16 protein-coding genes are annotated in these 18541 nt (G+C 53.2%); 8 read left to right on the forward strand and 8 right to left on the reverse strand.

Annotation, left to right across the window (positions count from 1 at the left end; all coding sequences use genetic code 11):
* The first annotated feature begins 159 nt into the window (after positions 1-159).
* Together rapA and rluA are read left to right on the forward strand one after the other, a co-directional pair.
* The gene (gene rapA, locus NNO03_RS15850) at positions 160-3066 is read left to right on the forward strand and encodes an RNA polymerase-associated protein RapA (protein WP_271449970.1); all 2907 of its coding nucleotides are present in this window, start codon (positions 160-162) and stop codon (positions 3064-3066) included.
* Positions 3067-3077: 11 nt separating this feature from the next.
* Positions 3078-3737 carry a bifunctional tRNA pseudouridine(32) synthase/23S rRNA pseudouridine(746) synthase RluA gene (gene rluA, locus NNO03_RS15855; RefSeq protein ID WP_271449971.1) on the forward strand — a complete coding sequence of 220 codons (660 nt, stop codon included), beginning with the start codon at positions 3078-3080 and terminating at the stop codon, positions 3735-3737.
* Positions 3738-3833: 96 nt separating this feature from the next.
* Here the strand turns inward: rluA and djlA are convergent, their stop codons facing one another.
* Positions 3834-4649 carry a co-chaperone DjlA gene (gene djlA, locus NNO03_RS15860; RefSeq protein WP_202039525.1) on the reverse strand — a complete coding sequence of 272 codons (816 nt, stop codon included), beginning with the start codon at positions 4647-4649 and terminating at the stop codon, positions 3834-3836.
* 450 nt (positions 4650-5099) lie between these two features.
* On the opposite strand from djlA, the gene lptD reads away from it, so the two are divergent.
* From lptD to apaH, 6 genes are read left to right on the forward strand one after another with little or no spacing between them, the layout of a single operon-like run.
* Entirely contained in the window at positions 5100-7454 is a 2355-nt protein-coding gene (gene lptD, locus NNO03_RS15865; protein WP_271449972.1) for an LPS assembly protein LptD, read from the forward strand.
* Between the two features lie 53 nt (positions 7455-7507).
* Positions 7508-8794: a peptidylprolyl isomerase SurA gene (surA, locus tag NNO03_RS15870; protein ID WP_271440473.1), complete on the forward strand. Its 1287-nt coding sequence runs from the start codon at positions 7508-7510 to the stop codon at positions 8792-8794.
* Positions 8794-9789 carry a 4-hydroxythreonine-4-phosphate dehydrogenase PdxA gene (gene pdxA, locus NNO03_RS15875; protein WP_271440472.1) on the forward strand — a complete coding sequence of 332 codons (996 nt, stop codon included), beginning with the start codon at positions 8794-8796 and terminating at the stop codon, positions 9787-9789. Before surA ends, pdxA begins: the two co-directional genes overlap by 1 nt.
* The gene (gene rsmA, locus NNO03_RS15880; protein ID WP_048212723.1) at positions 9782-10603 is read left to right on the forward strand and encodes a 16S rRNA (adenine(1518)-N(6)/adenine(1519)-N(6))-dimethyltransferase RsmA; all 822 of its coding nucleotides are present in this window, start codon (positions 9782-9784) and stop codon (positions 10601-10603) included. Before pdxA ends, rsmA begins: the two co-directional genes overlap by 8 nt.
* A 2-nt stretch (positions 10604-10605) precedes the next feature.
* Entirely contained in the window at positions 10606-10983 is a 378-nt protein-coding gene (gene apaG, locus NNO03_RS15885; protein ID WP_003018867.1) for a Co2+/Mg2+ efflux protein ApaG, read from the forward strand.
* A 10-nt stretch (positions 10984-10993) separates the two neighbouring features.
* Positions 10994-11842, forward strand: coding sequence for a bis(5'-nucleosyl)-tetraphosphatase (symmetrical) ApaH (apaH, locus tag NNO03_RS15890; RefSeq protein ID WP_271449973.1), 849 nt, complete (start codon positions 10994-10996; stop codon positions 11840-11842).
* A gap of 98 nt (positions 11843-11940) precedes the next feature.
* Here the strand turns inward: apaH and folA are convergent, their stop codons facing one another.
* The 7 genes from folA to NNO03_RS15925 form a co-directional block, all read right to left on the reverse strand.
* On the reverse strand, positions 11941-12420 hold the full coding sequence (gene folA / locus NNO03_RS15895; RefSeq protein WP_003018873.1) for a type 3 dihydrofolate reductase: 480 nt from the start codon (positions 12418-12420) through the stop codon (positions 11941-11943).
* Between the two features lie 197 nt (positions 12421-12617).
* A complete protein-coding gene (kefC, locus tag NNO03_RS15900) occupies positions 12618-14480 on the reverse strand; it encodes a glutathione-regulated potassium-efflux system protein KefC (RefSeq protein WP_271449974.1) in 1863 nt (620 codons plus the stop codon).
* Positions 14473-15003: a glutathione-regulated potassium-efflux system oxidoreductase KefF gene (gene kefF / locus NNO03_RS15905; protein ID WP_048212726.1), complete on the reverse strand. Its 531-nt coding sequence runs from the start codon at positions 15001-15003 to the stop codon at positions 14473-14475. The genes kefC and kefF overlap by 8 nt, the downstream gene beginning before the upstream one ends.
* A gap of 104 nt (positions 15004-15107) precedes the next feature.
* On the reverse strand, positions 15108-15341 hold the full coding sequence (locus NNO03_RS15910) for a YgdI/YgdR family lipoprotein (protein ID WP_271440470.1): 234 nt from the start codon (positions 15339-15341) through the stop codon (positions 15108-15110).
* A 90-nt stretch (positions 15342-15431) separates the two neighbouring features.
* Positions 15432-16775 carry an MFS transporter gene (locus NNO03_RS15915; RefSeq protein WP_271449975.1) on the reverse strand — a complete coding sequence of 448 codons (1344 nt, stop codon included), beginning with the start codon at positions 16773-16775 and terminating at the stop codon, positions 15432-15434.
* Positions 16776-16921: 146 nt separating this feature from the next.
* Positions 16922-17209 carry a ferredoxin-like protein FixX gene (gene fixX, locus NNO03_RS15920; RefSeq protein ID WP_096758345.1) on the reverse strand — a complete coding sequence of 96 codons (288 nt, stop codon included), beginning with the start codon at positions 17207-17209 and terminating at the stop codon, positions 16922-16924.
* Complete coding sequence (locus tag NNO03_RS15925; RefSeq protein ID WP_271449976.1) at positions 17206-18492, reverse strand: FAD-dependent oxidoreductase; 1287 nt, start codon at positions 18490-18492, stop codon at positions 17206-17208. The genes fixX and NNO03_RS15925 overlap by 4 nt, the downstream gene beginning before the upstream one ends.
* Between the last annotated feature and the right edge of the window lie 49 nt (positions 18493-18541).

Consider the following 18541-nt stretch of genomic DNA (forward strand, 5'->3'; position numbering starts at 1 on the left):
CCATCCAGTACCATAGCGCCCTTTCCATTCCTGGACCCATTTAACACCACTACCACTGATTTATTAGCCTGGTAGCGGGGTCGTATGCTCTCAAAACCTCGGGCTAGCCCGAAAAATGACGAGTATTACCTGCAATTAAAGATATAGAGCCGAACACATATGCCTTTTACACTTGGTCAACGCTGGATCAGCGATACAGAAAGCGAATTGGGACTTGGTACCGTTGTCGCCATGGATGCGCGAACCGTCACTTTACTTTTCTCATCGACGGGCGAAAACCGTCTGTATGCGCGCAGTGATTCCCCCGTGACCCGCGTGATGTTCAATCCTGGCGATACGATAACAAGCCACGAAGGCTGGCAACTGCATGTCGATGAAGTAAAAGAAGAAAACGGCCTGCTTGCTTATATCGGAACCCGCCTCGATACCGAAGAAACGGGCGTCATGTTGCGTGAAGTGCTGCTCGACAGCAAGCTGGTGTTCAGTAAACCCCAGGATCGCCTGTTTGCTGGCCAGATTGACCGAATGGACCGCTTCGCACTGCGCTATCGTGCGCGGAAATTTCAAAGCGAGCAGTACCGCATGCCGTGGAGTGGTCTGCGCGGTCAGCGCACCAGCCTGATCCCACACCAGCTTAACATCGCCCACGATGTCGGCCGCCGCCATGCGCCTCGCGTTCTGCTGGCTGATGAAGTTGGTTTAGGTAAAACCATTGAAGCCGGGATGATCCTGCATCAGCAACTGCTGTCTGGTGCTGCCGAGCGTGTACTGATCATCGTCCCTGAAACTTTACAGCACCAGTGGCTGGTCGAAATGCTGCGCCGTTTCAACCTGCGTTTCGCGCTGTTCGATGACGAACGCTATGCAGAAGCGCAGCACGATGCCTACAACCCGTTTGAAACTGAGCAACTGGTTATCTGCTCGCTGGACTTTGCCCGTCGCAGTAAACAACGTCTGGAGCATCTGTGTGATGCCGAATGGGACCTGCTGATTGTCGATGAAGCCCATCACCTGGTATGGAGCGAAGATGCGCCCAGCCGCGAGTATATGGCCATTGAACAGCTGGCAGAGCGCGTGCCGGGTATCCTGCTGCTGACCGCAACGCCGGAACAACTCGGCATGGAAAGTCACTTTGCGCGTTTGCGCCTGCTGGACCCAAGCCGCTTCCACGATTTTGCCCAGTTCGTTGAAGAACAAAAAAATTATCGCCCGGTTGCCGATGCGGTTGCCATGCTGCTGGCAGGTAACAAGCTGAGTAACGATGAGCTAAACATGCTCGGCGACATGATTGGCGAACAGGATATTGAGCCGCTGTTGCAGGCTGCGAACAGCGACAGTGATGACGCCCAAAGCGCGCGTCAGGAGCTGGTTTCGATGCTGATGGACAGACACGGCACCAGCCGCGTGCTGTTCCGTAACACCCGTAACGGTGTGAAAGGCTTCCCGAAACGCGAACTGCATACCATCAAGCTGCCGCTGCCAACCCAATACCAGACAGCAATCAAAGTCTCGGGCATTATGGGCGCACGTAAGAGTGCGGAAGATCGCGCACGCGACATGCTCTACCCCGAACAGATTTATCAGGAATTTGAAGGCGATACCGGAACCTGGTGGAACTTTGACCCGCGCGTTGAATGGCTGATGGGTTACCTGACCAGCCACCGCTCACAGAAAGTGCTGGTGATCTGCGCGAAAGCAACCACCGCGTTGCAACTTGAGCAAGTGCTGCGCGAGCGCGAAGGTATCCGCGCCGCCGTATTCCATGAAGGGATGTCGATCATTGAACGTGACCGCGCCGCAGCCTGGTTTAGCGAAGAAGATAGCGGCGCCCAGGTAATGCTGTGTTCTGAAATCGGCTCCGAAGGGCGTAACTTCCAGTTCGCCAGCAATCTGGTGATGTTTGACCTACCGTTTAACCCGGACCTGCTGGAACAGCGTATTGGCCGTCTGGACCGTATTGGCCAGGCGCATGATATTCAGATCCACGTTCCGTACCTGGAAAAAACCGCGCAGTCCGTGCTGGTACGCTGGTACCACGAAGGTCTGGATGCGTTCGAACACACCTGTCCGACCGGACGCACCATTTATGATACGGTTTATAACAATCTAATCGGCTTCCTGGCTGAGCCAGAAAACACCGATGGCTTTGACGACCTGATCAAGACCTGCCGCGAACAGCATGACGCGCTGAAAGCACAGCTGGAGCAAGGTCGCGATCGCCTGCTGGAGATCCACTCTAACGGCGGCGAAAAAGCACTGGCGTTGGCTGAAAGTATTGAAGAACAAGACGACGATACTAGCCTGATCGCCTTCGCGATGAACCTGTTTGATATCGTTGGTATTAATCAGGATGACCGTGGCGACAATTTGATCGTGCTGACACCTTCCGATCACATGCTGGTGCCTGATTTCCCAGGACTGCCGGAAGATGGCTGCACCATTACGTTTGAGCGTGATGTCGCTCTGTCGCGTGAAGACGCGCAGTTTATTACCTGGGAGCACCCGCTAATCCGTAATGGTCTGGATCTGATCCTCTCCGGCGATACCGGTAGCAGCACCATTTCGTTGCTGAAAAACAAAGCATTACCGGTCGGTACTCTGTTGGTTGAACTGGTCTATGTGGTGGAAGCGCAGGCACCGAAGCAACTGCAGTTGAACCGTTTTCTGCCCCCTACGCCGGTGCGCATGCTGCTGGATAAAAACGGCAATAACCTCGCCGCCCAGGTTGAATTCGAAACCTTCAACCGCCAGCTCAGCGCGGTTAACCGCCACACCGGCAGCAAACTGGTCAATGCCGTGCAGCAGGATGTTCATGCCATTCTGCAACTCGGTGAAGCGCAGGTAGAAAAATCGGCCCGTGCGCTGATCGATGCAGCACGTAAAGAAGCAGATGAGAAACTGACCGCGGAACTGTCGCGTCTCGAAGCGCTACGAGCCGTGAACCCGAACATCCGTGATGACGAGCTTGCAGCCATAGAAAGCAACCGTCAGCAGGTGATGGAAAGCCTCGATCAGGCTGGCTGGCGACTGGATGCGCTACGCCTGATCGTCGTGACACATCAGTAACGGAGCTGAAAATGGGGATGGAAAACTACAATCCGCCGCAGGAGCCCTGGTTGGTTATCCTGTACCAGGATGAGCACATTATGGTGGTCAACAAGCCGAGCGGCTTGTTGTCCGTGCCGGGTCGTCTGGATGAGCACAAAGACAGCGTGATGACGCGTATTCAGCGCGACTATCCACACGCCGAATCCGTACATCGTCTGGATATGGCCACCAGCGGCGTGATTGTAGTCGCGCTAACCAAAGCGGCAGAACGTGAACTCAAACGCCAGTTTCGCGAGCGTGAGCCGAAGAAGCAGTACGTGGCGCGGGTGTGGGGACATCCCGCACCTGCCGAGGGGCTGGTTGATTTACCACTGATTTGTGACTGGCCCAACCGGCCAAAGCAAAAGGTGTGTTATGAGACCGGAAAATCCGCGCAAACAGAATACGAAGTTGTGGAGTTTGCCGCGGATAATACCGCCCGGGTGGTGCTCAAACCCATTACTGGACGTTCCCATCAGTTACGCGTGCATATGCTGGCGTTAGGACATCCGATTCTGGGTGACCGCTTCTATGCGCCACCGGAGGCGCTGGCAATGGCACCGAGACTGCTGCTGCATGCAGAGATGTTAACCATCACCCATCCCGAATACGGCAACAGTATGACGTTTAAAGTCCCGGCGGATTTTTAAATTCAGTTCCCATTTATGCCGGGGGCGCTTCGCTTGCCCGGTCTACAGTTATCAACGTAGGCCGGATAAGGCGCTAGCCGTCATCCGGCATAATTATTATTTAAAGCCTTTCTGTTCTTTAATTAGCTCATACGCTTTTTGAATTTCTTGTGCTTTTTGCTTCGCCATTTCCATCATTTCTGGTGGCAGGCCTTTCGCAACCAGTTTGTCCGGATGGTGCTCGCTCATCAGCTTACGATAGGCGCGCTTAATGGTGGTTGCATCATCTGTTGCTTTTACCCCCAACACGTTACAGGCATCTTCCAGCGTGGGTCCGCGTTGCGCCTGCTGCCAGCCGCCGCCCGCAGATTGCTGTTGATATCCGCCGCCAAACTGCGCTCCACCCTGCATCATGCGGAGGAACTGATCAAACTGGGTACGCGAAATCCCCAGTTCTTCAGCGATGACGTACAGCACTTCACGCTCGTTAGGATGAAGAGAACCATCGGCAAATGCGGCCTGAATTTGAATTTCCAGAAACATGCGGATCAGATCGAATCGACCAAAGCAGACGCTACGAAACTGACGCATCTTTTCACGTAATGGGTAATTGTCTGATTTTCCCACGCGGAAAGCATGCTGCGCCGCAGTACGCGAATCACCGTGCAAATTCATGCGATCCATCAACTGGCTGGCGATATGAATATCCGCCTCAGTAACACGTCCCTTGGATTTAGTCAGATGCCCCATCACCTCAAAAGTGGTGGCAAAAAACAGCGCCTGACGCTCTCGTTGGTTGGCGAACCATGCCATTTTGCGCATGCGGGCTTTGTCGAACATATGGCCAACTAACAGGCCTAACACCACACCCCAGAAGCCGCCGCCCATCATTAAGGCCACGGCCACACCAATAATCTTTCCCCAATACTGCATACATTCCCCAAATCTTTATGCTCTTGGCCAGGCTATGTCCCACAATATAAGGTGCTTTTACCGTTTTACGGCTGCGGTCAATTGTGGGACATAGCCTATAATTTGCATTATCATACCTGTCATTCAATGCCGTGCCTAACACCACAAACGCTATACCCGTTGGATTTCGAGTTACGACAAGGCAGCAACGCAGTGACAAATTCGTCTGGAACGAATTTGAACAACCGCAGACTGCCGCCGAAGAGGGATAAAGAAATCCCTCATCGCATCCCCTGACGCTTTACAGTGCAGGTAACTGGGGAAAACGAAGAAGACAACGAATATGCAGCTTGAAAGGTGACGGGCATAAAATGGGCAGGATTAATACTAGCGAAGTGAAGATGAGATAAGTTAGGCTGTGACCGTTTGTCACGCGCGACGCTACTGATGATGGAACAATAAATACAACGTATGAAAAAACGTATTCCCACTCTTCTGGCCACCATGATTGCCAGCGCCCTCTATAGTCAACAGGGCCTGGCAGCCGATCTCGCCTCACAGTGCATGTTGGGCGTGCCAAGCTACAACCGTCCTCTGGTGCAGGGCGAGACCAATGAGTTACCTGTCACCATCAATGCCGATCACGCGAAAGGGAACTACCCTGATGACGCCGTGTTTACCGGCAACGTGGATATTGCGCAGGGTAACAGCCGCCTACAAGCCGATGAAGTGCAGCTTCATCAAAAGCAGGCCGAAGGTCAACCCGCTCCCGTTCGTACCGTCGATGCGCTGGGCAACGTCCATTATGATGACAACCAGGTCATTCTGAAGGGACCAAAGGGATGGGCAAACCTGAATACGAAAGACACCAACGTCTGGGAAGGTGACTACCAGATGGTGGGACGCCAGGGGCGCGGGAAAGCGGACCTGATGAAACAGCGTGGTGAAAATCGCTACACTATTCTGGAAAACGGCAGTTTTACCTCCTGTCTTCCGGGTTCCAATACCTGGAGCGTCGTCGGTAGTGAAGTGATCCATGACCGTGAAGAACAGGTCGCTGAAATCTGGAACGCCCGTTTTAAACTGGGCCCGGTTCCGGTGTTTTACAGCCCCTATTTACAACTCCCTGTCGGCGATAAGCGCCGTTCCGGTTTCTTGATCCCGAACGCAAAATACTCCACCAAGAACTATTTTGAGTTCTACCTGCCGTATTACTGGAATATCGCGCCCAACATGGACGCCACCATTACGCCGCATTATATGCATCGCCGTGGCGGTGTGATGTGGGAGAACGAATTCCGTTACCTGACCCAGGCAGGTATGGGGCTGATGGAGTTCGATTATCTGAATTCCGACCGGGTCTACGACGACGAACATCCGAATGATGATAATTCACGCCGCTGGCTGTTTTACTGGCAACACGCCGGTGTGATGGACCAGGTGTGGCGTTTCAACGTCGACTACACCAAAGTCAGCGACTCCAGCTACTTTAATGATTTTGACAATAAGTACGGTTCCAGCACCGACGGTTATGCGACACAGAAATTCAGTGTCGGCTATGCGGTGCAAAACTTTGATGCGACGGTCTCCACCAAACAGTTCCAGGTTTTTGACGATCAGAACAACAGCAGTTATTCCGCAGAACCACAGTTAGACGTCAACTTCTATCAGAATGACGTCGGTCCATTTGATACCCGTATTTATGGACAGGCGGTGCATTTCGTCAATACCAATGACGACATGCCGGAAGCGACGCGTGTTCATCTTGAGCCGACCATCAATCTGCCACTATCCAATCAGTGGGGAAGTATCAACACTGAAGCGAAGCTGATGGCGACGCACTACCAGCAGACCAATCTGGACTGGTATAACGCTAATAACACCACGAAGCTGGACGACTCCGCGAACCGCGTCATGCCGCAGTTCAAAGTCGACGGTAAGTTGGTCTTCGAACGTGACATGGAAATGCTGGCGCCAGGCTATACCCAGACGCTGGAGCCGCGTGCGCAGTATTTGTATGTGCCATATCGCAACCAAAGTCATATCTATAACTATGACTCTTCCCTGCTGCAAGCTGACTACAGCGGCCTGTTCCGTGACCGCACCTATGGCGGTCTGGACCGTATTGCCTCCGCAAACCAGGTAACGACCGGCGTCACATCTCGCGTTTATGATGACGCGGCCGTTGAACGTTTTAATATTTCTGTGGGTCAAATCTACTATTTCACCGAGTCTCGCACTGGCGATGACAACATTAAATGGGAGAATGACGACAAAACCGGTTCACTGGTATGGGCTGGCGATACCTACTGGCGCATCTCCGATCGTTGGGGTTTACGCAGTGGGATTCAGTACGACACGCGTCTGGACAGTATCGCCACCAGCAGCAGCAGCATCGAGTACCGTCGCGACGAAAACCGTATGCTGCAGTTGAACTACCGCTATGCCAGCCCGGAATATATCCAGGCGACCCTGCCCTCGTATTACTCTACGGCAGATCAGTATAAAAACGGGATTTCTCAGGTAGGTGCAGTGGCGAGTGTGCCGATCGCTGAGCGTTGGTCAATCGTCGGGGCTTACTACTTCGATACCAATGTGAACAAAGTGGCGGATTCCATGCTGGGCTTGCAGTACAACTCCTGCTGTTATGCCATTCGCGTCGGCTACGAACGTAAGCTGAATGGTTGGGATGACACCCAGAAACACGCGGTATATGACAACTCGATCGGCTTTAATATCGAACTGCGCGGCCTGAGCTCTAACTATGGCCTTGGCACCAACCAGATGCTGCGTTCGAACATTTTGCCGTATCAAAGCTCTTTATGATCTGATTGATTTACAACGTAATCCGCATTGCGGTTAATTGAAATGGAAAAAGTATGAAGAACTGGAAAACGCTGCTTCTCGGTATCGCCATGGTCGCGAATACCAGTTTCGCTGCCCCACAGGTGGTCGATAAAGTCGCAGCCGTCGTCAATAACGGCGTCGTTCTGGAAAGCGACGTCGATGGCTTAATGCAGTCAGTAAAACTGAATGCGGGTCAGGCAGGTCAGCAATTACCGGACGATGCCACGCTGCGTCATCAGATCCTGGAACGTTTGATCATGGATCAAATCGTTCTACAGATGGGTCAGAAGATGGGTGTAAAAATCTCTGATGAGCAGTTAGATCAGGCTATTGCCAACATTGCCAAGCAGAACAATATGACGCTGGATCAAATGCGCAGCCGTCTGGCTCAGGATGGTCTGAGTTATTCGACCTATCGCAACCAGATCCGTAAAGAGATGACCATCTCTGAAGTGCGTAATAATGAAGTTCGCCGTCGCGTCACGATCCTGCCACAGGAAGTTGATGCCCTGGCGCAGCAAGTTGGCAACCAAAATGATGCCAGCACTGAGCTGAACCTGAGCCACATTTTGATTCCATTACCGGAAAACCCAACGTCAGACCAGGTTAACCAGGCGGAAAGCCAGGCGCGTTCTGTGGTTGACGAAGCGCGTAGTGGTAGCGATTTTGGCAAGCTGGCCATCACCTATTCAGCTGACCAGCAGGCGCTGAAAGGCGGCCAGATGGGCTGGGGACGAATTCAGGAACTGCCCGGTATCTTTGCTCAGGCATTAAGCACCGCGAAAAAAGGCGATATTATTGGCCCGATTCGTTCAGGTGTCGGCTTCCATATTCTGAAAGTCAACGATATGCGTGGTCAGAGCCAGAGCGTCTCCGTGACTGAAGTTCATGCCCGCCATATTCTGCTGAAACCGTCGCCGATCATGACCGATCAACAGGCTCGCCTGAAACTGGAACAAATCGCGGCTGATATTAAGAGCGGTAAAACGACCTTTGCAGCAGCAGCAAAAGAGTTCTCTCAGGATCCGGGCTCAGCAAACCAGGGCGGTGACCTGGGTTGGGCTGCAGCCGATATTTTCGATCCTGCTTTCCGCGATGCACTGACCCGCCTGAACAAAGGTCAGATGAGCGCGCCGGTGCACTCTTCCTTCGGCTGGCATCTGATCGAGCTGCTGGATACGCGAAATGTTGATAAAACTGACGCGGCACAGAAAGACAGGGCTTATCGCATGCTGATGAACCGTAAATTCTCGGAAGAAGCAGCGACCTGGATGCAGGAACAACGCGCCAGTGCGTACGTTAAAATTCTGAGCAACTAATGACTCGAACTCAACGTGTTGTGATCACTCCCGGCGAACCTGCCGGGATTGGTCCGGACCTTGTGGTCCAGCTTGCACAGCGCGAGTGGCCGGTAGAACTCGTTGTTTGTGCTGATGCCACGCTACTCCGTGACCGGGCAGCCATGCTCGGTTTACCGCTCTCGCTCCTACCCTACTCTCCAGATACCCCAGCCAAACCGCAATCAGCCGGTACGCTGACGCTATTGCCGGTTGCGCTGCGCCGCACGCCTGTCGTCGCGGGTCAACTGATGGTAGAGAATGGGCAATACGTCGTCGACACGCTGGCTCGCGCCTGCGATGGTTGTCTACAGGGCGAATTTGCAGCGCTGATAACCGGCCCCGTCCACAAAGGCGTGATCAATGACGCTGGCGTGCCGTTTACCGGGCATACTGAGTTTTTTGAAGACCGCTCACAGGCGAAGAAAGTCGTGATGATGCTGGCAACGGAAGAGCTGCGTGTTGCTCTGGCGACCACACATCTGCCGCTTAAAGCCGTTGCTGACGCCATTACCCCTGCATTATTGCGGGAAGTGATCGGCATTCTGCATCATGATTTACGTACCAAATTTGGCCTGAACGATCCGCATATTCTGGTTTGCGGCTTGAACCCGCATGCGGGAGAAGGCGGTCATATGGGGACGGAAGAAATAGACACCATCATCCCGGTACTGGATGAACTGCGTGCGCAGGGGATGAAATTAAACGGTCCACTGCCTGCAGATACCCTGTTTCAGCCCAAATATCTCAACAGCGCGGATGCCGTGCTGGCAATGTACCACGATCAGGGCCTCCCCGTGCTAAAATACCAGGGATTTGGTCGCGGAGTGAATATCACGCTGGGCCTGCCCTTTATTCGCACATCCGTTGATCACGGCACCGCACTCGAACTGGCGGGTCGTGGGCAAGCAGATGTCGGCAGTTTTATTACGGCGCTTAATCTCGCCATCAAAATGATTGTTAATACCAATGAATAATCGAGTCCATCAGGGCCATTTAGCCCGTAAACGTTTCGGGCAAAACTTCCTCAACGATCAGTTTGTGATCGAAAGTATTGTCTCTGCTATCAACCCGCAAAAGGGTCAGGCAATGGTCGAAATCGGCCCGGGCCTTGCTGCATTGACCGAGCCAGTTGGCGAACGTCTGGACAAGCTCACGGTCATCGAACTGGACCGCGATCTGGCTGCACGTCTGCAAACACACCCGTTTTTAGGGCCAAAGCTGACTATTTATCAGCAAGATGCCATGACCATGAACTTCGGTGAGCTATCACAAACGATGGGTCAGCCGCTGCGCGTATTTGGCAACCTGCCGTACAACATCTCCACACCGCTGATGTTCCATCTTTTTACCTATACTGATGCCATTGCCGACATGCATTTCATGTTGCAAAAAGAGGTGGTCAATCGTCTGGTTGCAGGGCCAAACAGTAAAGCGTATGGTCGATTAAGCGTCATGGCGCAATATTACTGCAATGTGATCCCGGTGCTCGAGGTTCCACCGTCGGCTTTCACACCAGCACCGAAAGTAGATTCCGCCGTTGTACGCCTGGTCCCTCACGCGACGATGCCGTACCCGGTTAAAGATGTTCGCGTCCTGAGCCGAATTACCACCGAAGCGTTTAATCAGCGCCGTAAAACGGTACGTAATAGCCTCGGTAATCTGTTCAGCGTTGAAGTACTGACAGAGTTGGGCATCGACCCGGCAATGCGAGCGGAAAATATCTCTGTCGCGCAATACTGCCGGATGGCTAACTATCTGTCAGAAAACGCGCCTTCGAAGGAGAGTTAAGCATGATCAATTCGCCCCGAGTGTGTATTCAGGTACAAAGCGTCTACATTGAGGCGCAATCCTCACCTGATGATGAACGTTACGTTTTTGCTTATACCGTGACTATCCGCAATTTGGGGCGAGCGCCAGTGCAGCTGTTGGGGCGTTATTGGTTGATAACCAATGGTCATGGGCGCGAAACCGAAGTTCAGGGTGAAGGTGTAGTTGGCGTTCAGCCTCACATCGAACCTGGCGAAGAGTACCAGTACACCAGCGGTGCCGTTATTGAAACACCGCTGGGCACCATGCAGGGTCATTACGAAATGATCGATGAGCAGGGCATCGCCTTTACTATCGATATTCCCGTATTCCGACTTGCCGTTCCAACACTCATTCATTAAAACAATATCTATGGCAACATACCTGATTGGCGACGTTCATGGTTGCTACGATGAACTGACAGCATTGCTGCATCAAGTAGACTTTACCCCTGGAAAAGACACCTTATGGCTCACCGGCGATTTGGTCGCACGTGGGCCAGGATCGCTGGACGTCCTGCGCTATGTGAAATCGCTGGGCGACAGCGTGCGCCTGGTATTGGGTAATCACGATTTACACCTGCTGGCTGTGTTTGCCGGAATCAGTCGTAATAAACCAAAAGACAGAGTCACATCGCTGCTCGAAGCACCGGATGCTGACGAATTAATTAACTGGCTTCGCCGCCAGCCGCTGCTGCAGGTAGACGAAGAGAAAAAACTGGTCATGGCGCATGCTGGCATTACCCCTCAATGGGATTTGCAGACCGCGAAAGACTGTGCACGGGACGTGGAAGCCGTGCTGTCGAGTGACTCTTATCCGTTTTTCCTTGATGCTATGTACGGCGACATGCCGAACAACTGGACGCCGGAGCTGACGGGGCTGGCCCGCCTGCGTTTTATTACTAACGCGTTTACCCGCATGCGTTACTGCTTCCCCAATGGCCAGTTAGATATGTACAGTAAAGAGTCGCCAGAAGATGCACCTGCCCCGCTAAAGCCGTGGTTTGCTATCCCCGGCCCCGTCAGTGAAGCCTATAGCATTGCATTCGGACACTGGGCATCTCTGGAGGGGAAAGGCACTCCGGAGGGTATTTACGCGCTGGATACGGGCTGCTGTTGGGGGGGAGATCTCACCTGTCTGCGCTGGGAAGACAAGCAGTACTTTGTACAGCCGTCAAACCGCCATCTGAATCTGGATCCCGGCGAGGCGGTCAACGCCTGATAAGTCGTCTGCCGGATGCGGTGCTCGCACCTTATCCGGCCTACGCATATGTCACCCTGTAGGCCGGATAAGCGCAGCGCCATCCGGCAGTGACATGATTAACGACGCTCCAGAATCTCGAAGCAGTAGCTGTGGGAGTTTTGCGCGTCGGCATCGTGGAATTCGCTGAACACCGATTCCCAGTCATCCGGTTCGTAGTCCGGGAAATGCGTATCCCCTTCCACTTCCGCATCAATATGTGTCAGATACAGTTTCTGCGCTTTCGGCAGGAACTGCTCATACACGCGCCCACCACCAATCACCATAATTTCAGGTTCATCGCCACAGGCTGCAATCGCCTCATCGACAGACTTCACCCACTGCACGCGATCGTCGGTGCCGGGTTTGCTGCTGATGACGATATTTTTACGCCCAGGCAGCGGTCGCCCGATGGATTCCCAGGTATGGCGTCCCATGACAACCGGTTTGTTTAAGGTATTACGTTTAAACCAGGCGAGATCGGCAGGTAGGTTCCACGGCATGGCGTTCTCCATACCGATGACGCGATCTACCGCTAACGCCGCAATCAGACTGATCATTGATTATTTCCCGGATACAAAAAAATTGTCGCCACTATACGGAAAGCGCAATCTTTCGTCGACTAGCCAAAGGAAGATGTGCAGGAAAATTTTCTGTTCTGCTGGCGAGTCCGTGAATTCTGAGTGGACTCCCAGCATTACAGTCGTTCAAAAACAGTCAACTAGCAGTAAAGTTTGCAGAACATCACATTTTTCCCCTACGCTGACGGTTTCACTTCCGGCTCATCGGCGGTGTCGCCCGTATGTTTACCTTCATCCGTGCCTTGCCAGCCATGGCGTTGAATTAACGATAAATGTTGACGATCTTCGGCAATAATTTCACTCAGCATTGCACTGGTACGCTTATATACAGCCGCACGGGAAATCGCGTCATCTTCGCCTTTCACCATCTCCTCAACCATCAATATATTGAAGCGCCGGAAGACGTCAGCGCGCTCACGTGCTTCATAACGCCCAAGCCCGAGACTTTCCAACGCCAGTCGTCCGGTTTTTAATGCGCCTTCGAAGGTTTCACGTTCCGGCATTTCCACCCCGGCCTGGCGCAGGCGAATGTAGTGATCCACATCGCGCGCTCGGGCAATAATTTGCAGATGCGGGAAGTGATCTTTCACCATCTCGGTCAGTTGCAGGCTGGTTTGGGGGTCGTCGATGGCATTAATGATCACTTCCGCTTTGGCTGCTCCCGCAGACTCCAGCAGATCCATTCGCGTCGCATCACCATAGAAAACCTTCATACCAAATTTGCGCAACGTCTCAACATGATCCGGATCGTGATCAAGGACCACCATCTTGACACCACTCGACAGCAGCAGACGACCGGTTATCTGCCCGAAGCGTCCAAATCCAGCGATGATGACTCGCGGTTGCTCTTCATCAATTTCATCTGCTTCACGTTCATCACCGGTAGCCGATTTTTCCAGACGCGTCAGGACAACCAGTAAAATCGGTGTAGCCGCCATCGATAATGCCACCGCCAGCGTCAGTGCTTTCGCCCATTCGGGATCGAGCACAATTGCCATTTGCGCCGCGCCAAATACCACGAAAGCAAATTCACTGCCCTGCCCTAATAATACGGCAAACCAGCGACGCTGCTTACCCGGCACCTGTAATGGCCGGGCAATAAGCCACAGCATCACGGTTTTAATTACCAGGAAACCGACCAACAGAACGATAATACGCAAGGGGTTATCAATCAGCGTACCAAAATCGATAGACATACCCACGCCGATGAAAAACAGCCCCAACAGCAGGCCTTTAAACGGCTCAATGTCGCTTTCCAACGCATGACGATACTCAGAGCTCGCCAACAGAACGCCCGCCAGAAACGCGCCCATCGCCATTGATAACCCGACTTCTTCCAGCAGCAAGCCAAAGCCGAAAACAAGAAACAGCGCGACGGCGCTGAATACTTCTCGCAGGCCCGAGCGGGCGACAAAACGCAATGCCGGACGCGTGACATAACGCCCTAACAGCACCACCAACGTCAGCGCCCCCGCCACTTTAAGCGCCGACAGCGCAAATGCCCCCAGTGTTGTCGATGCACCGCTCGCCGCCAGTAATGGGATCATCGCCACCAGCGGAATGGCCGCGATATCCTGGAACAACAGCACGGCAAACGCGCTACGCCCCATTTGCGAAACCATCAGGTTACGTTCATTCATTGCCTGCATCGCAATCGCGGTGGATGAAAGCGCCAGCGTCATACCGATCAGCTCCGCCACCTGCCAGCGCAGTCCGAGGAACATACAGAACAGGCCAATCAGCCCTCCACAGACCACCATCTGCAGTGCACCGCCGCCAAACACCGAGGCCCGCAGCTTCCACAGACGCTGTGGATCCAGCTCCAGACCAATAACAAACAGCATCAGCACTACGCCGATTTCCGCAAAATGCAGGATAGATTCGGCGTCCGTCACCAACCTCAAGCCCCACGGGCCGATAATGCACCCGGCGATGAGATAGCCCAACACCGACCCTAAACCCAGGCGCACGGCGATGGGTACAATCAGCGCTGCCGAACCGAGATAAATCAGCGCCTGTATCAGCGTATGACTATCCATGGTGTTCCTCCTGCCATTCCATCAGACGTTGTTTATAGTGGCGCGCCTGCGCCTGTAGCGTTTCATCATCACAGATAAACGTACAATGCATGGCAAACGGTGGCAGCCATTTGAGTCCGCAATATAACGCCGTGGCCTGTAAAGGCTGGGAAAGCACGTCAAACCCGGGGTGGGAACCGATATCAAAGTGGTTTTCACCGCCGCCAGTAGTTACTGCCCACATCAGGTGTTTGCCATGCAGCGCGGTGCCGCCGTGACCATACGCCCAGCCGTGGGAGAGGACCTTATCCATCCACAGTTTGAGTAACGGAGGTGTGCTGTACCATTGCATGGGATGTTGCCAGATAATCAGACTCGCACGTGACAGCGCGTCCTGTTCTGCGGCGATATCGATATTGAAATCAGGATAGAGTTCGTAGAGCGAACGAACCTCCACTCCCTCCAGTGTCCTTACCTGCTCAAGCATCCGCTTATTCGCATGCGAATGCTGCGGATAGGGATGTGCATAAATGATGAGAATCATGATTAGCCTGCGATCACTGCATTATTGTAATAACAGTGAGTTTAGTCAGTTAATCCGCAGGCTAAAAGCCAATATTATTGAGTAGATGAATGTAGAAAACTGAACTAGTTGTCCAGCTCGCTCATATTCTTAACCTGATCGCGGTTAATTTGTTCCGTCTTACCTGTTTCCGCATTTTTATACGAGACCAGGCCCGTATCTTCATCCACTTGCGGTTTGCCATCGGTGACGATCGTTTTACCGTCGGTCGTTTTGACCGCCTGATTAGAGGAACAACCGGCAACGGTAAACAGTGCTGCGGCGGTAAAAATGGAGGTGATCAGAATATGTTTTTGCATGGTGTTCTCCCTGCTTTTCAGTCATTTTCAGTGATATACCCGTTAACTGTAGGCTAACTAACTGAGTCACAGGGAAAATACAGAACACTCTTAGCCACTCGCTCTGGACATCGGTTTTCTACGAATCGTCATTTGACTGGTTTGCGTCAGCGTCAATCCTCGCGTTTCTGGCGCGAAGGCAATAGAAACCAGCAGGCCAATCAACGAAATCCCTGCCCCCATTAACATCACGGAGTTGATCCCATATTTCGTGATGAAGATCGGCAGTGCCCATGTTGAAACAATGGTTCCGATGCGGCTCAATGACATGATCACACCAACGGCAGACGCACGAATATCGGTAGGGAACAGTTCATTAGGATACAACCATTGCAGATTCCCTGGCCCCCCAGAGAAAAACGCATACACAGCGAAAGCCAGCACCACCAGCCAGGCCCCCATATCCGGGATCAACCCCAGAGCGGCCAACGCCAGCGTCATCATGATAAAGCTGCCAATCAACAACGGCCGACGACCTGCGCTATTGAGCCAGAACATCGGTGGAATACAGCCCAGCATGAAACACAGGCTGATCACCACATTCCCCAACGCGGCGCTTTTTCCAACACCAAGGCCCAGCAAGCCAACAATCTGCGGACCAAAAGTGTAAATAGCAAACATCGGGATCACCTGGCAGGTCCAGATAGCCGCGACAAACAAAACAAATGGAAAGTGACGACGATTAAACAGCTGAAGAAAACGGGTTTCCTGTGGCGCTTCTTCATCGAACACCACCGGTTCACCGAACAGTTTGATCATCATCGCTTCACACTCTTTCACCCGGCCTTTTCGCAATAGCCAGCGCGGCGATTCAGGAAGATCAAAACGGCCTATCAGGATCAAAATGCAGGGGATCACGGCGCTGCCGAGCATCCAGCGCCATCCGCCCTCAACATCATACAGCCAGTAGCCGACCAGATCGGCGCAGGTGGCACCGACATACCACATCGCGGCAATAAAACCGATGGAGAACGCGCGTTGACGGGTATTGGAAAACTCGGTGATCATCGAGGTCGCAATCGGGTAATCGGCGCCAATAACCACCCCAATTAATACACGCATCACTAACAACTCAACGGGCGAGGTCACAAACATCGTCGCCGCCGATATCACGCCAATGGCGATAATATCGATGATGAACATTTTGCGCCGCCCGACCTTATCGGAAATGTAACCAAACAGCGACGTACCGACAAATAGCCCGGCCAACGTTCCGGCACCCAGCAGGCCAATCCACTCGGCATCCAGTTTTAACGCTGGCGTGAGCTGCTCCAGCGCAACACCAATCATCACCAGCACATATCCATCCAGGAATGGTCCACCGCTGCCCCACAGCATTATCCGGCGGTGAATAGAGGTAAATTTGATGTCATCAAAGTTCCTGGGCTGCTGCATAGCGACTTCCTGTTTCAACACGGGCAAAGCGTCATCTGTAGGCCGGATAAAGCGTTTACGCCACCATCCGGCATTGGCGCCACATGATTACCGGATGGCGATGCTACCGCATCTTATCCGGCCTACGGGGCACAACCTCGTACTTATTAGCCGTAGCGGAACTCCACGCCAAACGTTCCGCGCGGGTATTCCCATTTCTCCAGCGCCGTATCAAGTCCGAGAATTCGGCACGTCCCGCACTCAAGGCACCCGGCATAATCAAAACGCACGCTGCCATCATCCTGCTTTTTATACAGCCCCGCCGGACAGGCCTTAATTAGCACCTCCAGTACCTGTTTATCCGGCTGCGTTTTCAGAATGATATGTGGGCTCTCTTCATCCACATTGAATTTATTGACGCCCAGTTTGACGTCCACATTGACGGGAGATGTCATAATACGGTCACTCCTTTCAGGCCATCTTTCATCAGGTTGATGAAACCCACTTTCTTCGCATGGCGCAGGATTTTTTTACGCATGGGCACCGGAGCGGAGCCATCCACGGTGAACAGGTCGCGCGCGATACTGACCGCCATTTCGGGATAAGCGGTAAACATGCGGGGATTATCAAGAAAAGCCGGCAGTTTCTGATACATGCGCATGTCGCGCATTGGGCCATCATCCAGGTGCTGATGGTATTCACCGAGCGACTGCTTGCTAAAGTCGTCACGCGTCATGGCAGAAAGCACTGTCTTCGCCGCGGCCTCACCTGCCGATATCGCTAAATCCATACCGCGGATGGTGAAGCCAAGATTCATACACATCCCGGCAGCATCACCGGCAATCAGGACGCCATCGCCTACCAGCTCTGGCTGCATATTCATTCCGGCTTCCGGTACGACGTGCGCGGCGTATTCCACCAGCTTGCCACCGGCAATCAGCGGCGCTACAGCCGGATGCTGTTTGAAATCTTCCAGCATTTGCGGGACCGATTTTTTCGCGTCTTTCAGATGATGAAGACCACACACCAGACCCAGAGAGAGCGTTGTTTCATTCGTATACAGGAAGCCGCCGCCCATCAGGCCATCGGTTGGCGACCCGGCAAACAGACAGGCGGCGCCTTCGTTACCCTGCAACTGAAAGCGATCCTCAATTACTGATTTTGGCAGTTCGATCAGCTCTTTCACGCCAACGGCGACATGTGCAGCCTGAACGCGCTTTGCCATACCCAGCTTTTCAGCCAGCAGAGAATTCACCCCATCGGCAAGGATCACCACTTTCGCTTCCAGAATATCGCCATCGGCTTCCACGCCCACGACTTTGCCATCGCGCTGCACGACGTTATCCACACGAATACCGGTAATGAGCTGAGCGCCGGCTTCTTCGGCCTGCTCCATCAGCCAGGCGTCAAACTTACTGCGTAATACGGAGTAAGAAACCTGCGACGATGCAGCATCCTCACCGTTGCAATAGTCGATAGTCATCGCCCCTTTGTCGGTCATAAAGGCGAGTTTTTCGTGGGTAATCACACGTTCAATCGGGGCTTGTTCGGCAAAGCCTGGGATAATGCGCTCCAGACTATGCGCATACATGCGCCCGCCGGTGACATTCTTCGCGCCAGCAGAATTTCCGCGCTCGATAACCAACACTTGTGCGCCTTCGCGGGCGAGCACTAGCGCCGCAACCGAACCGGCCAGGCCTGCACCCACGATGATGGCATCAAAGATATCTTCGGACATAACAAACTCCTCTCTGCAGCAGGGTACTCTCGTACCCTGCCCGATATGG

The sequence above is a fragment of the Citrobacter sp. Igbk 16 genome, assembly GCF_028069755.1.
In the GTDB taxonomy this organism is placed as follows: Bacteria; Pseudomonadota; Gammaproteobacteria; order Enterobacterales; family Enterobacteriaceae; genus Citrobacter.

Excerpts from the sequence above, each read along its gene's own strand:
- rapA (WP_271449970.1), top strand. The coding sequence starts at position 160 with ATGCCTTTTACACTTGGTCAACGCTGGATCAGCGATACAGAAAGCGAA.
- rluA (WP_271449971.1), top strand. The coding sequence starts at position 3,078 with ATGGGGATGGAAAACTACAATCCGCCGCAGGAGCCCTGGTTGGTTATC.
- djlA (WP_202039525.1), bottom strand. The coding sequence starts at position 4,649 with ATGCAGTATTGGGGAAAGATTATTGGTGTGGCCGTGGCCTTAATGATG.
- lptD (WP_271449972.1), top strand. The coding sequence starts at position 5,100 with ATGAAAAAACGTATTCCCACTCTTCTGGCCACCATGATTGCCAGCGCC.
- surA (WP_271440473.1), top strand. The coding sequence starts at position 7,508 with ATGAAGAACTGGAAAACGCTGCTTCTCGGTATCGCCATGGTCGCGAAT.
- pdxA (WP_271440472.1), top strand. The coding sequence starts at position 8,794 with ATGACTCGAACTCAACGTGTTGTGATCACTCCCGGCGAACCTGCCGGG.
- rsmA (WP_048212723.1), top strand. The coding sequence starts at position 9,782 with ATGAATAATCGAGTCCATCAGGGCCATTTAGCCCGTAAACGTTTCGGG.
- apaG (WP_003018867.1), top strand. The coding sequence starts at position 10,606 with ATGATCAATTCGCCCCGAGTGTGTATTCAGGTACAAAGCGTCTACATT.
- apaH (WP_271449973.1), top strand. The coding sequence starts at position 10,994 with ATGGCAACATACCTGATTGGCGACGTTCATGGTTGCTACGATGAACTG.
- folA (WP_003018873.1), bottom strand. The coding sequence starts at position 12,420 with ATGATCAGTCTGATTGCGGCGTTAGCGGTAGATCGCGTCATCGGTATG.
- kefC (WP_271449974.1), bottom strand. The coding sequence starts at position 14,480 with ATGGATAGTCATACGCTGATACAGGCGCTGATTTATCTCGGTTCGGCA.
- kefF (WP_048212726.1), bottom strand. The coding sequence starts at position 15,003 with ATGATTCTCATCATTTATGCACATCCCTATCCGCAGCATTCGCATGCG.
- NNO03_RS15910 (WP_271440470.1), bottom strand. The coding sequence starts at position 15,341 with ATGCAAAAACATATTCTGATCACCTCCATTTTTACCGCCGCAGCACTG.
- NNO03_RS15915 (WP_271449975.1), bottom strand. The coding sequence starts at position 16,775 with ATGCAGCAGCCCAGGAACTTTGATGACATCAAATTTACCTCTATTCAC.
- fixX (WP_096758345.1), bottom strand. The coding sequence starts at position 17,209 with ATGACATCTCCCGTCAATGTGGACGTCAAACTGGGCGTCAATAAATTC.
- NNO03_RS15925 (WP_271449976.1), bottom strand. The coding sequence starts at position 18,492 with ATGTCCGAAGATATCTTTGATGCCATCATCGTGGGTGCAGGCCTGGCC.